Source organism: Micromonospora sp. NPDC049359 (assembly GCF_044466585.1).
Taxonomy (GTDB): Bacteria; Actinomycetota; Actinomycetes; order Mycobacteriales; family Micromonosporaceae; genus Micromonospora.
On the sequence record NZ_JBITMW010000007.1, the window covers coordinates 21,623 to 35,325 of the forward strand.

Here is a 13,703-nt window from a genome sequence, read left to right on the forward strand (position 1 = left end):
CCCGGGTCGGCGTGATGTCGATCGCTCGTCGTGGTCGGTGGCGTCGGTCTGGGAGAGTGTGTGACCGTGGACGCTCTCTCGGTGCGGGGACTCAGCCGCAACTTCGGCAACCTGGTCGTGCTCGACGATGTGACCTTCACGCTGCCGCCGGGCCGGATCGCGGTGGTGCTGGGCCCCAACGGCAGCGGCAAGACCACTCTGCTGCGCTGCGTGGTGGGCGCCGACCGGCCGGACGCGGGCGAGGTGCGGGTGCACGGGTACCGGGCCGACGAGACCGACCCGCAGGTGCGCTCGCTGGTGGCCGCCGCCCTGGACGACATCGACTTCTTCCCCGACCTGTCCGTGGTCGAGCACTTGGAGCTGGTCGCGTACGCCCACGGGGGCAACGCCGAGCCGGTCGAGGAGGTGCTCACCGAGCTGGGCCTGGAACCGGCCCGTGATCAACTCCCGGTCACCCTGTCCAGCGGGCAGCGCCGCCGGCTCGCGCTGGCGTCCTGCTTCGTCCGGCCGCGTCGGGTGCTCATCCTCGACGAGCCGGAACAGCGCCTCGACGTCGCCGGACGGCAGTGGCTCGCCGACCGGCTGCGGCGCGAACGCGACGCCGGCACCACCGTGCTGATGGCCTCGCACGACCCGGAGTTGATCGACGCGGTCGTGGACGAGCGGATCGAGATCGGCCGGTGACGGCCGCGCCGACCACGATCGCCGAAGCGCCCGCCGGGCTGCCCACGGCCCGACAGGTCCGTACGCACCTGCGCCGCGCCCGCCGCCGCCACCACGAGCACTCGCTCGGCGATGTGCTGGGCGACGCCTACGTCATGGTGCTGTTCGTGGGCATGTACGGCTGGTTCGCGATCAGCGCCAGTCGCAACATGCTGGACTCCCCCACGGTGGGCCAGGCCGAGCCGGGGGTGCGGTGGTGGCTGGCCCTCGCCGCGCTGCTCGCCGGCGCCGGGCTCGTCTGGCGCGGCCTGCGCGCGTTCGGCCCGCTGCTGGTCACCCCGGCCACCCAGAGCTGGGTGACCAGCGCGCCGATCGATCGGCGGGCCTGGCTGGCGCCGCGCCTCGCGGTCCTGGTGGCGGGCGCGGCGGTGGGCACGGCCGCGCTCGGGGTGGCCGTAGCGGCGCTCGGCGGTGTCAGCGACCCGGCGACCCTGGGCTGGGCGGCCGCCGCCGGCGCGGGATGGGGCGCCGCCACGCTGGCGTTCAGCGTCGTCGCCCAGAGCAGCCGGACGGGACGGCGGTGGCCGGCCCTGGCCGGCGCGGTCCCGATGGTGGCCGCGGCGGTCATCACCGCCGTCGTGGTGCTCATCGGCCGCCTCGGCGAGGGACTGCCCCGGCCGTCGTCGACGCCGACCATCGCGCTGGTCGCCGTCGCCGTGCCGCTCGCGGTCGTCGCCACGGTGTTGGCGGTACGCGCGCTGCCCGTCGTCGACCGGGCCACCCTGACCACCGGCGCGCAGTTCGCCAACGCCGCCGCCACGGCCACGATCCTGCTCGACCCGAGCCTGCTGACCGGCCTGGTGGAGAGCCGTCGTTGGCGGCGGGTCGGCCGGGTCCGCAGCAGCCGGTTCCTGCCCGGTCCGGGCTGGTGGGCGTTGCTCCAGGCGGACGTCCGACGACTGCGCCGGCACCCCAGCGCGCTGCTGATCTGGGCGGGTCTCGTCGGTGTCCAGTACGCCGCCGCGCTCGCCCTGCCCGGCCTGGCCGGGGCCGCGCAGGTGGTGTTCGCCTATCTCGCCGTCAACCGGCTCACCGGCGGGCTGCGCGCGGTCAGCCGGTCGGCCGGACTGCGCCGGGCGCTCGGCGGCAGCGACGCTCTCCTGCGCGGCGTCCACGTGGTGGTGCCGGCGATCGGCGCGGGCCTGTGGTGGCTGCTGACCCTGCCGAGCCTGCCCAGCGTCGACGCCGGCCCGACCTGGCTCGCGCCGACGCTGGTGCTCGGGGTGGTGGCCGCCGCCTTCCGGGCCGGCACCCGCCCGCCGATCGACTACGGCGGCGCGACGGTCAACACGCCGTTCGGAATGGTCCCGGTCGACCTGCTGCGGCAGGGTTCCCGGGGGCCGGCGCTGCTCGCCGTGGTCGTCCTGCTCCAGCTGTTCCTGGGCTGAGGCCGTCGCCGTCAGCCGTCCAGACGGCGGACCATGTTCATGATCGTTTCGAGCTGGGCGCCGCCCTTGATCGGGAAGTTGGTCGCGCCCAGGTAGCCCCACCAGTCCCAGCAGCCGTTGGGGTTGCTCAGCGCCGTGCCGGCCTGCGGATAGAGCACGACCAGGTTGTTGGTGTCCGCGTACTGGTTGAGGTTGGCCCGGTCGACGAACGCCGTACCCACCGACCCGGCCCCCTGCACACAGCCGTGCAGCGCGACCAGCAGCCGGCACGACTGGCCGACCGCGCACGCCGACGGGACGTACGCGTAGCCGTTGGCGTCCATGCTCAACCCGTTGGCCCAGCCGTTGACGGCGAACGTGTTCTGGTCGAAGCGCACAAGCGTGCCGCCCAGCGCTCCCGTGTTGCGCGCGTTGACTCCGCCGAGCAGTTTGCGCAGCAGGGCGTTCTGCGGATCGGTGCCGCAGTCGTTCAGGTAGGGCGACGCGGTCGCCGTACATCCCAGCGTGCCGTACGGGGTTACCCACGCGTGACCGGCGGCCGAGCCGCTGTCGTACTGCACGCTGGCGCCGAAGCGCTGGTAGTAGCGGACCAGGTCGTCGGTGACGGACTTCTTGACGGCGGTGTCGTTGTTGCCGTGGAACACGTACACCGGGTCACCGGAGAGGTTGCCGACCGGGTCGACCCAGCCGTACGACGCCCAGGTGCGGGTGTACGTCTCCAGCGCCGACACGTTCGTCGGGTAGATGTTGTCACCGCAGCCGTAGAGCGCCTGGGCGACGGTGTTCTGGGAGCAGTAGTAGGGCCCGGCGGCGAAGACGGCCGCGCCCCGGATCCGGGACGAGTAGGCGACGTGCAGCTGGGTGGCCAGGTAGCCACCGGAGGACACCCCGGCCACGTACACCCCGGAGATGTTGTAGGTGCCCAGCGACCCGGACACCGGGGTCGTGGTGGCGGGGGTGGCGGCCTGGGCGGGGGCCGCGACGGTCAGGATCAGCAGCAGGACGGCGGTCAGGGCGGTGACGGCTCTGCGCGGTGTGGTCATGGACGCTCTCCTCGGCAGCGCCGGCGGGGGCGTCGACGCGCGCCGAAGCTACCGTGACGTGGACCACACCCGACATGAGCCCGACCGACACGCTTGTCGATGCCGGTGTGTGCGCGGCCCACCCACGAGGGTCGTGGCGACGCGCCTGCCGAGGTTCCATCCGGGCCCTGTCGAGCTGCCCCGGAAATGGGGCATCAGGACCCCCGCGCGGACGGCGTCGGCGAGCGGGCGGCGGCGCCAATGACTCACCAGGGCACGGGCGTTCCGTCCCAGGAGAAGAAGCCACCGGTGGGGCCGTCGTCCGGCAGCAGGGCCAGGCGGAGGGCGCCCTGCGCGGCCTCGGCCGGGTCACCGCCGGCAGCGGCGGCCCGGGGGTTGAGATCGGTGGCCCGCAGGCCGGGGGCGAGCGCGTTGACCTTGAAGCCGTCCTCCGCCAGCGTCTGGGCGTACAGGACGGTGAGGGCATTGAGAGCGGCCTTGGACGACCGGTAGGCGGCGGCGGCCCCGCTTCCCGGGGTGAACTGGGGGTTGGGGGTGGTGCTCCAGGTCAGCGACGCGGTGCCGCTGGAGATGTTGACGATGCGCGGACTCGGGGACCGGCGCAGGGCGGGCAGGAAGGCATTGGTCACTGTCACCACCCCGAACACGTTGGTCTCGTAGGTGTGCCGGTACTCCTCGATGCCGGCGCCGGTCGGCGGATCGAGGGACGGCGAGATGCCGGCGTTGTTGACCAGCACGTCCAAGCTGTCGATCTGAGCCGCGGCCTCGGCGACGGCGTCGGGATCGGTCACGTCCAGGATCAGCAGACGGGCTCCGGCTCCGATCTCCTCGACGGCCCGCTGCCCGCGCCCGGGGTCACGGGAGCCCACGTACACGGTGAGACCCTCGGCCGCGAGCAGTCGGGCGATATCCTTGCCGATGCCCTTGTTGGCACCGGTGACCAGAGCTGTGCGTTCATCCATGACGCGAGTCTTCCCTGGTCGGGGGGTGCTCTGTCAGGGACAGCCGGTACCAGGCAGTTCAGGAGGCGACATGGCGAGGCAGGAGCTGGCGCACTACCTGCGGGACCGCCGGGCGGCCCTGCGTCCGGGCGATATCGGCCTGGCGGTGACGGGCACCGACCGCCGCACGCCGGGTCTGCGCCGCGAAGAGGTGGCGGAGCTCGCCCACATGTCGGTCGACTACTACACGCGGCTGGAGCAGGCGCGGGGGCCGCGGCCGTCGGCCCGGATCCTGGACGCGCTGGCCCGCGCGCTGCGGCTCACGCCGGCCGAGCGCAGCCATCTGTTCCGCCTGGCCGGTTCGAGCGCGCCACCTGGCGTCAGCGCCGTGCGGCGGGTGCGCCCGCACGTGGCCCGGATGCTGGAGCGGCTGCCGGAGACCGCTGCCATCGTCACGGACGCGGCGTACGACGTTGTCACCTGGAATCCGCTGGCCCGAGCACTGCTCGGCGCCGACCCTGGAGGCGGGACGACGAACCTGGCCCGACGCCGTTTCCTGGGCCAGGGGCGGATGTACGAGAGCTCCAGCGCCGAGGAGTTCGGGCACATCGTGGTGGCACGGCTGCGCCGCGCCGCGGACCGCTACCCGCTTGACGCGCAGCTGGCCGCGCTGCTGGCCGAACTGCACGCCGGCAGTGCGGAGTTCCGGCAGATCTGGGCGGCGCGTCCGGTCCACGCTCCCGGGCATCGCACCAAGACCCTGGACCATCCAGCGGCCGGTGCGCTGCGGTTGAACTGCGACGTCCTGCTCGTGCCCGAGGATGACCAGGAAGTCGTCCTGATGACGGCCGACCCCGGATCACCTGCTGCGCGGGCCCTGCGCGGGCTGGCCACGCAGGCGATCTGAAACGACGGACGCGCGGACGGCCGCGTCGCTCAGGCGGTGTCGCCCGGGGCGAGGTGGCGGTAGCCGGGGATGGTCTCGGCGAACCAGCCGGCCACACTTGCCAGGCCACGATCGTTGAGCTGCGCGTCGTGGATGGGGTACGCGGCCTCGGCGCCCACCGCGCGGGCGAAGCGGATCGCCTCGTCGAGGCGGAGCCACGACCCCTGGGCGGGCACGAGCAGGGTGTGCACCGGCTCGTCCGGCACGTGCACCGAGTCGCCCGGGTGGTAGAGCCCGTCACCGACCAGATAGCCGAGGTTGGGACAGTCGGGCTGACCCTCGTGGATCACGGCGTGCCGGCCGCCGTGGGCGCTCACCGGGATGCCGGCGGCGGTGAAGCGTTGCCCCGGACGTACCCGGGTGACCGGCAGCGGGGCGAGGTCGGGCAGCCGGGCCCCCTCGGGGGCGTACACCGGCACGCCGAGCCCGGCCAGCCGCAGCACGTCCACGTGGTCGGTGTGCTCGTGAGTGACCAGGACGGCGTCCGCGCCGACCAGCGCGCGCGGCTCGCTCCAGGTGCCCGGGTCGATCACCAGCACCGCGCCGTCCTGCTCGACGCGGACGCAGGAGTGCGTGAATCGGGTGATCCGCATCCGACGACGGTACCCGCGCCCTCGCCCCGGAGTTGACCGTCGACGGCAGCACCGTCACCGCCGTCGCCCCGGTGACATGCGGACGATGTAGAGGAACTGCGCTCCGAACGCCGCGAGCGCGACCGCCACCCCGGCGACGACCATCAGCCAGTGCCAGCCCTCGACCATGCCGAGCGCCAGGGCCACGCCCGACCCGACCAGTGCCGCGTTGACCGCGCCCACGAGCGCGGCCGTGGTGAGCAGGAACTCCCAGCGTCCGGGCCGGGTGCCCACCAGCATCCGCGCCGTATCCGCGCTGTCGTCGGACGCCACGGCGTCGGCGAAGAAGTCGTGCTCACTGGCGAGACGGTGGTGGTAGTAGGCGCGGATGCGCTGGATGCGCTTCATGTCCAGCGAGTTCTCCACGGTGGTCTCCACCAACCGCAGGAACGTCAGCCCGCCGATGATCACCAGGGTCGGCAGCACCGCGCCCAGATAGGGCCGCACCACCTGGTCGTTGCCGGCGGCGAAGCCGAGGCCGATCAGGGCCGCCGACAGCACGGACAGGAAGATGGTGGCACGCCCGGTGGCCTCGTCGATCGTGCCGGCGCGGGACGTCTGCAGGGCGTAGTGCTCGGTGTTGAGGACGCTCAACAGCGCCTTCTCGCGTTCCGCGTCGTCCACACCGTCACCTTCCGCGCTCGCCCGACTCCGATACCGTCACCCTACGAGTGGCACAGCGGGCCCGACCGACGAAACCGCCGGTCGCGAACGGGACAGCGAGCGGCAAAGCCGGCACGTATCCTCCGCATCTCGGCGGGCATGGGCCACGACGGAAGGGGACCGGATGCCCAAGTGGGCGGGGCGGGGCCGCCAGCGACGCGCCTTCGTGGTCGGTGGGCCGTTGCTCGGTGTCGCGCTGGTGATGCTGGTGGCCGCCTGGCGCAGTGCCGGCTTCCTCAGCGACCTGCTGCTCAACCTCGGGTCCAGCGTCGTGCTCGCGGCCATCTCGTACGTCATCTTCGATCCGCTGTTCGAAGAGGCCCGCAAAGCCCGGGTGCAGGAGCACCTGAGCTTCGACCAGGCGGCGTTCGTGACGCGCCTGCGCCGCTCGGCGCGCCGGGTCCGCATCCTCGACACCTGGACGATCCTGCTGGAGCAGCGGCACCGCGAGGAGACCTTCGACGCCGTACGCGCGGCGCTCAGCAACGGCGCCCACGTCCAACTGCTCCTGCTCGATCCCGACTGCACGGCCGCGCAGCAACGCTCCGAGGAGTTGGAGCGGCAGCGGGTGGATGTGCCGCGCCAGATCCGTACCAACCTGCGGCACCTCGCCGCGTTCTCCGACGGCCTCGATCCGGCGGTGCGGCACCGGTTACAGGTACGGCTCTACGACGCGTCCCCGTCGATCCAGCTCTACCAGTGGGACAGTCGGGCGCTGATCTCGTTCTTCCCGATCGGGAAGCTGTCGTTCAACGTGCCCCAGCTCGAGGTCGACATGGACAGCCCGTGGGGCGGATTCGTGCACTCCCGCTTCGAGGAGCTGTGGGAGCACCAGCGGGAGACCTCGAACCTGGACCAGTACTGGTCGGTGACCGTGACTCTGCGCCACGAGGACTCCGACGTCGTCGAAGTGCGCGTGCCCTACGTGACGGTGGAGGGGCAGCACTACGTCGACTGCCGGGCGTTCCGGGTGACCGGCCCGCTGACCGTGCGCGCCGTCCTGCCGCCCCGCCCGGGAGCGATGCCAGCGGTGTTCGCGCTGGCTGAGCCGGCCGACGGCGACCGGACGCCGGCCGCCGTCGTGGCCCGGCACTTCGACCAGAAGTACGGGCACGGCGACGGGCAGCGGGCAGTTCGCCGACTGGTGCCGCCGCCGGAGGGTCCGCGTACCCCCGTTCCTCGTGCCGCGGCGGCCGGCGACACGCACGGAGGGTGACCCGGCTTCGACTCGTCGGGTGCCGGGCGGGACACTGGTGACCGCCCGCGTGCCACCGACCAGGAGGAGTGTGCCCGTGCCGCCCAGCCCCGGGCCGACGCCGCTGCGGGCCGACTGCGCGCGCTGCTTCGGGTTGTGCTGCGTGGTGCCGGCCTTCGCCGCGTCGGCCGACTTCGCCATCGACAAGCCGGCCGGGCGGGCCTGCCCGAACCTGCGCCCGGACCACCGCTGCGGCATCCACCCGGAGCTGCGGGAGCGCGGATTCGCGGGCTGCACCGTCTTCGACTGCTTCGGCGCGGGGCAGCAGGTCGCGCAGGTCACCTTCGGTGGGCGGGACTGGCGGGACGCTCCGGAGACCCTGCCGGCGATGGCCGAGGCGTTCCGGGTGCTGCGTCCGCTGCACGAACTGCTCTGGTATCTCACCGAGGCGCTGTCGCTGGGCCCCTCGGCCGGGTTGCGCGCCGAGCTGGACCGCGCCCGCGTCGAGATCACCGGGCTCACCGAGGGCGATCCGACTCGCCTGCGCGCGGTGGACGTCGACGCGCACCGGGCCCGGGTCAACCCGCTGCTGTCGCGCGCCAGCGACGCGGCGCGCGCTCCCGGGGGCATCGACCGGCGGGGCGCCCACCTCTTCGGCGTGGACCTGCGTCGGACGGACCTGCGCCGGGCCAATCTGCGCGGCGCGCTGCTGATCGGCGCCGACCTGCGCGGCGTGGACCTCGCGCTGGCCGATGTCACGGGTGCGGACCTGCGCGGGGCCGACCTGCGCGGCGCGGACCTGCGGACGACGCTGTTCCTGCACCAGGCGCAGCTCGACGCCGCGCGCGGTGACGCGCGCACGGCCCTGCCGGCGACGCTGACCCGGCCGCCGCACTGGACGGCGCTCGCGCTCACCCCGGTGCGCGCCCCGGCTGCGAGCCGCCGTGGGCGGCGGCGCTGACGACGGTACGAGGTCCGCGTCCGCCGGCCGATCCCGCGCCGGCCGAGCACCCCGTCGCCGACAACCCCGGCCGCCGAGCCGGCAGCGGCCGGCGGACGAGGTTTCGTGGGTGACGCGCCGGGTAGCCACCGCCGACGCGGACCGGCATCGACGGGAGGCACGGCGTGGGCTACCGAAAGCGCGACGGTGAGCTGCCGGGCGACCCGCAGCACAGCGAGGACGAGGCCGGCCAGGTGCCGTTGGTGCAGGTCGAGACGGACACCGAGGTCCCCGCGCCGGCCGACACCGACGAGCGGCCGGACATCGTGACCGAGGGCGACAATTCGGGTGTCGCCGGGGGCTCGTCCGGCAGCAGCGGCGGCGGCTCGAGCATGCCGGGACACCCCGACGCGACCCGCCGGGGCTAGCGGCTCGCCAGCGCGGCGCGCGCCTCGGTCATGCCCTTGTTGGCCAGACCGTCCGCGCGCTCGTTCTCCGGGTGGCCGTTGTGCCCCTTGACCCACAGCCAGGTGACCTCATGGCGCTCGCAGGCCGCCTCCAACCGCTGCCACAGGTCGGCGTTCTTCACCGGCTGCTTCGCGGCGGTCCGCCAGCCGTTGCGCTTCCACGACGCCAGCCAGCTCGTGATGCCGTTGCGCACGTACGTGCTGTCGGTGTGCAACTCGACGGTGACCGGCCGGTTCAGGCTCTCCAACGCCTGGATGGCCGCCATCAGCTCCATCCGGTTGTTGGTCGTCGGCGTGGCCTCGCCGCCGCACAGCTCGCGCTCGTGGTCGCCGTAGCGCAGCAGCGCCCCCCAGCCGCCCGGCCCGGGGTTGCCACTGCACGCCCCGTCGGTCCAGATCTGCACGCCCCTGCCGGCCGCCACGTCCACCATGGCAGGCAACCTACCGGGCGGCGACCGTGCGCCGGCCGTTCGGGGGCCGGCGCGGCGACATCGAAGGCACTAGGGTCGGCCGGATGGAGCGGCACGTGGCGTTCGACCGTCTGCACAACTTCCGCGATCTCGGCGGTTACCGCACCGACGACGGGCGTACGGTCCGCTGGCGGCTGCTCTACCGCTCGGACTCGCTGGGCAAGCTGGCGGGCGCCGACCTGGACCGTTTCCACGCCCTCGGCGTCGGCACGGTGATCGACCTGCGATATCCGTGGGAAATCGCCGCACGGGGTCGCGCGCCGCAGGTTGACGGGTTGGCCTGGCACAACCTCAGCGTGGAGCACCGCCCCTACAACCAGGCCACGATCGACCCGACGGTGGATCCGTGGCGCCACCTCGCCGACCGGTACGCCGAGGTCGCCGAGGACGGGGCCGCCGAGCTGCGCCAGGCGTTGGAGGTGATCGCCGCCGCCGAGGCACCGCTGGTCTTCCACTGCGCGTCCGGCAAGGACCGCACCGGCCTGCTGGCCGCGCTGCTGCTCGCCCTGCTCGGCGTCGACGAGGAGCAGACCGCCGCCGACTTCGCGCTCACCGAGCTGGCCACCGCGCGCCTCATCGCCGACTGGAAGGCGCTGAACCCCGACCGTGAGCTGCTCTGGCCCGGGTACGGTCGCGCGCCCGAGGCCATCATCCGGCACTTCCTGGCCGATCTGACTGACGCGTACGGATCGGTTGTCGGTTACGCCACCGACCGGCTCGGCGTGGACGAGGCGTTGACCGCCCGGCTGCGTGACCGCCTCCTCACCGGGTAGGACGGTCGCCGAAAATCGCGCGCCGACCGTGGCCCGGTCTGTCAGAGTCGACCGTCGTGGACGGAAACTGGGACGGCCTGCGAGCCGACGTATTAAGCACGATCGACGAGCTGATTGCCGCCGGGCGGGAGTCCGGGGTGCAGGTCGCCGCTTACCTCGACGGCGAGCCGATCCTCGAGGTGCACGCCGGGCCCGCCGACCGGGCCACCGGCCGGGCACTCGCCGCCGACACCCCGATCTGGAGCGTGTCGACCGGCAAGGCCCTCACCGCCACCGTGGTGCACGTGCTGGTCGAGCGTGGCGAGCTGGACTACGACCTGCGGATCGTCGACGTGTGGCCGGAGTTCGGCCGGCACGGCAAGGACGGGGTCACCCTGCGGCACGCGCTCACCCACACCGCGGGTGTGCCCGCCCTGCCGGTGGACGTGACGCCGGAGGACTTCACCGACTGGGACCGGATGTGCGCGATCGTGGCCGACGCCGAACCGATCGCCGCGCCGGGCGCGGTGAAGGCGTACCACGCGTGGACGTTCGGCTGGCTGGTCGGTGAGGTGGTGCGCCGGGTGACGGGCCGGCGCGTCTCGGCGGTGCTCGCCGAGGACGTGGCCGGGCCGCTCGGCGTCGCGGACGAGCTGTACCTCGCGGTACCGGCCGCCGACCTGGACCGGCTGGCCCGGGTCGAGGACCGCAACCTGTCGGCGCTGTTCGACTTCGCGAGCGCCAACCTGCCGAACTTCGACCGGGTCGCCCCGCCCGGCGTCCGTCCAGGCGCGCAGGTCGGCGGCCGGGCCGACGTCCTCACCGCCGAGGTGCCGGCGACCGGCACCATGACCGCCCGCGCCGCGGCGCGGATGCTCGCCGCCCTGATCGGTGAGGTGGACGGCGTCCGGCTGATCTCGCCGACCCGGCTCCGGGCCGTGACGACGCCGGACGGGCCGCCCGGCCCGGAGTGGGTGTTCGGGCAGGAGACGACCTGGGGCCTCGGGTACGCGGTGGACGACGACGGCTCGTTCGGCGCGGCCGGCAGCGGCGGCAGCCTCGCGTACGCGTACCCGGAGCTGGGGTTGACGGTCGCGGCGACGAAGACCCTGCTGGGGGCCGGCGACGGTGACCCGATGGAGGACCTGCGGGTGCTGATTCGCGACGCGGTGTCGGCCCGACGCTGACCGGGTCGGGTCAGTTCTCCGGGTCGGGGACGGGTCGCTGCGGACCGCCCACCACGGCCGCCGGGATGGCCGGAGCCGGACGGGCGGGCCGCAGGCGGTCGCGGAGGCGTAGCGCGGCGTCGCCGGCCGTGGCGGCGATCATCGGCAGGAGCCGGGTCGAGTTCATGATCGCGATCTCCTCGGCCGGGGTGGTGACGCCGTCGAGGAAGCGCAGGACCCGCTCGGCCGGGTTGCGGTCGAAGAGCCGGTCGAAGAAGTCGGGCCCGCCCACGCCACCGGAATCCAGCGCGCGCAGCGCCACCGCGTCCATCCAGCGGTGCCGGGCCGGATAGGCGGGGGCCGGCACCGGCGGCCGGCCGGCGGCGAGCGCGCGGGCCACCTGGTCGGCCTGGCGGTACATGGCGGAGAAGGTGAAGCCGGTGGAGGGCCGGGTCGCGCCACCGGCCGTGCCGAGACGTACGACGCGCGGGGAGGGCCGGGCCGGGAACGGCGCGTCGGTCATCGGGATCACCCCGTTCTCGACCTCGCGGACCCGCAGCCCGTCCGGGTCGAGCCCGAGCAGGTCGCGGTAGCCGGCCAGCGCCGTGTCATAGCCGGCGTCGGTGAGCAGGTCGGGCGAGAACTCGGTGTACTCGACGAGGGCGTACCGGTCGCTCACCGGGAGCACGTAGCCGAAGGAGACACCCCGGGCGGGCTGCGGGGTGCGGAAGTCCATGAGCACCGCCCGCCGCGGGTCGAACACCGGCCGGTCGGCCTCCAGCCACCAGCCACGGAAGTGCTGCAACCAGGTCGTCCGCCCGGCGCGGGCCGGTGGCCGGGGGCGGGAGTCGAGTGCCCAGCCGGCCCGGATCTCCCGCCCGTCGCCGGTGCGCACGACCACCCCGGTCCCGTCGTCGCGGACCACGTCGGCGGGTGCCGCGATCCGCGTCACGTCCAGCCGGCGCTCGGCCTCGGCAGCCCGGTCGTAGACCGGGCCGGAGCGCAGCATGGCGTACCGCAGGGGGGTCAGGTCCAGGACGCGACGCCGCGCGGGCGTGACCACCTCGACCTGGTGCCAGCTCGCGCTGAGCAGCGGGTCGAGGTCGATGTCGGGGTGGCCCCAGAACGCCCAGGTGCGGTCCTGACCGCGCCGACGGACCGGGTCGACGACGGCGATCCGCGGGCCCCGGACGCCGTGCCGGTCCAGCGCGGCGAGCAGCAGCGAGGCGGCGCCCCCGCCGCCGAGCAGCGCGAGGTCGACGTCGAGCCGTGCGGGATCGGTCACCCGCCCCACGCTGCCACACGGTGCGATTCGACCACGCGCCGCCATCGCGTTGACACGCAACCATTTGGTTGCCTATGGTGCACAGGTAACTGTTCGGTTCCCTGTCGAGGGAGAGTCGTGGACGACGCGTTCCGGGCCTTGGCCGACCCCAGCCGGCGTCGACTGCTGGACCGGCTCAACGACCGCAACGGCCAGACCCTGCGGGAGCTCTGCGAAGGGCTGTCCATGACCCGTCAGGCCGTCAGCAAACACCTGTCGGTGCTGGAGGCGGCCGACCTCGTAGCGACCGAACGACGCGGCCGCGAGAAGGTCCATTACCTCAACGCCGCTCCGATAAACGCGATCGCGGACCGCTGGCTCAGCCGCTACGACCGGGAGCGTGCCGCCGCGCTCGCCGACCTGACCACAGCATTGGAGCAACAGCCCATGGAGAGCCCTACGTTCGTCTACACCACGTATGTCGCCACCACGCCGCAACGTCTCTGGGCCGCGCTCACCGAACCGGCGTTCACCCGCCGTTACTGGGGCGGAGTCGCGCTGGTGTCCGACTGGACGGTCGGCGCGCCCGTGCTCTGGCAGGACGCGCCCGACGTCGAACCCCGGGATCTCGGCCAGCGCGTGTTGGTCGCCGAGCCCTACCGACGCCTCTCCTACAGTTGGCACGGCTTCCAGCCGGAACACGCCGAGCACTTCGGCTGGTCCCCCGAGGAGTTGGCCGTCCGACTGGGCGAGCGCCGATCGACGGTCACCTTCGAGATCGAGCCGCACGGGGAGTCGGCCGTCCGGTTGATCGTCCGCCACGACGGCTTCTCCCCGGACAGCGAGATGCACCGGGCCATCAGCGGCCAACTTGACGGCAGCGGCGGCTGGCCGGAGTTGCTGGCCAGCCTGAAGACCCTCGTTGAGACCGGCGAGCCGATCGCCGCGCCGACCCAGGCCGGCTGACGCCTCGCTGATCCAGGCCCCGCCCTCGCCGATCCACGCGCGCGCGATGAGGAGCATTGGCGCCGCCGGAGCCGATACCTCGCCATCGGCCCAGGGGTGACAGCCCGACCGCAGCGGACATCGACCGGAGCACCGACGCCGGTCGGT

15 protein-coding genes are annotated in these 13,703 nt (G+C 73.4%); 9 read left to right on the top strand and 6 right to left on the bottom strand.

The features are described 5' to 3' along the window. Positions 1 to 60: 60 nt before the first annotated feature. Positions 61 to 684, top strand: a complete 624-nt coding sequence (locus tag ACIBTX_RS17365; protein WP_355049939.1) for an ABC transporter ATP-binding protein — start codon at positions 61 to 63, stop codon at positions 682 to 684. Then, a complete protein-coding gene (locus ACIBTX_RS17370) occupies positions 681 to 2,111 on the top strand; it encodes a DUF6297 family protein (protein WP_357172207.1) in 1,431 nt (476 codons plus the stop codon). The genes ACIBTX_RS17365 and ACIBTX_RS17370 overlap by 4 nt, the downstream gene beginning before the upstream one ends. 11 nt (positions 2,112 to 2,122) lie before the next feature. Here ACIBTX_RS17370 and ACIBTX_RS17375 read toward each other — a convergent pair whose 3' ends face one another. Beyond that, positions 2,123 to 3,154, bottom strand: coding sequence for a PHB depolymerase family esterase (locus tag ACIBTX_RS17375; RefSeq protein ID WP_357121665.1), 1,032 nt, complete (start codon positions 3,152 to 3,154; stop codon positions 2,123 to 2,125). A 245-nt stretch (positions 3,155 to 3,399) separates the two neighbouring features. After that, positions 3,400 to 4,116, bottom strand: a complete 717-nt coding sequence (locus tag ACIBTX_RS17380) for an SDR family oxidoreductase (RefSeq protein WP_363660724.1) — start codon at positions 4,114 to 4,116, stop codon at positions 3,400 to 3,402. 70 nt (positions 4,117 to 4,186) lie between these two features. Here ACIBTX_RS17380 and ACIBTX_RS17385 point away from each other — a divergent pair, with 70 nt between their 5' ends. Further along, positions 4,187 to 5,002, top strand: coding sequence for a helix-turn-helix transcriptional regulator (locus ACIBTX_RS17385; protein WP_396832719.1), 816 nt, complete (start codon positions 4,187 to 4,189; stop codon positions 5,000 to 5,002). Between the two features lie 29 nt (positions 5,003 to 5,031). Here ACIBTX_RS17385 and ACIBTX_RS17390 read toward each other — a convergent pair whose 3' ends face one another. Together ACIBTX_RS17390 and ACIBTX_RS17395 are read right to left on the bottom strand one after the other, a co-directional pair. Then, positions 5,032 to 5,634: an MBL fold metallo-hydrolase gene (locus ACIBTX_RS17390; protein ID WP_396832720.1), complete on the bottom strand. Its 603-nt coding sequence runs from the start codon at positions 5,632 to 5,634 to the stop codon at positions 5,032 to 5,034. A 54-nt stretch (positions 5,635 to 5,688) separates the two neighbouring features. Next, positions 5,689 to 6,297, bottom strand: a complete 609-nt coding sequence (locus ACIBTX_RS17395; RefSeq protein ID WP_396832721.1) for a hypothetical protein — start codon at positions 6,295 to 6,297, stop codon at positions 5,689 to 5,691. A gap of 163 nt (positions 6,298 to 6,460) precedes the next feature. Between ACIBTX_RS17395 and ACIBTX_RS17400 the strand changes: the two genes are divergently transcribed. The 3 genes from ACIBTX_RS17400 (at position 6,461) to ACIBTX_RS17410 (ending at position 8,899) form a co-directional block, all read left to right on the top strand. Then, positions 6,461 to 7,552, top strand: coding sequence for a hypothetical protein (locus tag ACIBTX_RS17400; RefSeq protein ID WP_357121650.1), 1,092 nt, complete (start codon positions 6,461 to 6,463; stop codon positions 7,550 to 7,552). Between the two features lie 76 nt (positions 7,553 to 7,628). After that, positions 7,629 to 8,492, top strand: a complete 864-nt coding sequence (locus ACIBTX_RS17405) for a pentapeptide repeat-containing protein (protein ID WP_396832722.1) — start codon at positions 7,629 to 7,631, stop codon at positions 8,490 to 8,492. A gap of 164 nt (positions 8,493 to 8,656) precedes the next feature. Next, complete coding sequence (locus ACIBTX_RS17410) at positions 8,657 to 8,899, top strand: preprotein translocase YidC (protein ID WP_357121644.1); 243 nt, start codon at positions 8,657 to 8,659, stop codon at positions 8,897 to 8,899. Here the strand turns inward: ACIBTX_RS17410 and rnhA are convergent. Further along, the gene (gene rnhA, locus ACIBTX_RS17415) at positions 8,896 to 9,369 is read right to left on the bottom strand and encodes a ribonuclease HI (protein ID WP_357172202.1); all 474 of its coding nucleotides are present in this window, start codon (positions 9,367 to 9,369) and stop codon (positions 8,896 to 8,898) included. The two genes, ACIBTX_RS17410 and rnhA, sit on opposite strands and share 4 nt — an antisense overlap. An 83-nt stretch (positions 9,370 to 9,452) precedes the next feature. Here rnhA and ACIBTX_RS17420 point away from each other — a divergent pair, with 83 nt between their 5' ends. Together ACIBTX_RS17420 and ACIBTX_RS17425 are read left to right on the top strand one after the other, a co-directional pair. Beyond that, entirely contained in the window at positions 9,453 to 10,181 is a 729-nt protein-coding gene (locus ACIBTX_RS17420) for a tyrosine-protein phosphatase (protein WP_357392693.1), read from the top strand. A 56-nt stretch (positions 10,182 to 10,237) separates the two neighbouring features. Continuing rightward, positions 10,238 to 11,347 (top strand): serine hydrolase domain-containing protein, encoded by a 1,110-nt coding sequence (locus tag ACIBTX_RS17425; protein WP_357392692.1) that lies wholly within the window; start codon positions 10,238 to 10,240, stop codon positions 11,345 to 11,347. Between the two features lie 10 nt (positions 11,348 to 11,357). Here ACIBTX_RS17425 and ACIBTX_RS17430 read toward each other — a convergent pair whose 3' ends face one another. Beyond that, positions 11,358 to 12,656 (bottom strand): lycopene cyclase family protein, encoded by a 1,299-nt coding sequence (locus tag ACIBTX_RS17430; RefSeq protein WP_357392710.1) that lies wholly within the window; start codon positions 12,654 to 12,656, stop codon positions 11,358 to 11,360. A 72-nt stretch (positions 12,657 to 12,728) separates the two neighbouring features. On the opposite strand from ACIBTX_RS17430, the gene ACIBTX_RS17435 reads away from it, so the two are divergent. Continuing rightward, entirely contained in the window at positions 12,729 to 13,556 is an 828-nt protein-coding gene (locus tag ACIBTX_RS17435; protein ID WP_357121630.1) for a metalloregulator ArsR/SmtB family transcription factor, read from the top strand. Positions 13,557 to 13,703 lie beyond the last annotated feature (147 nt).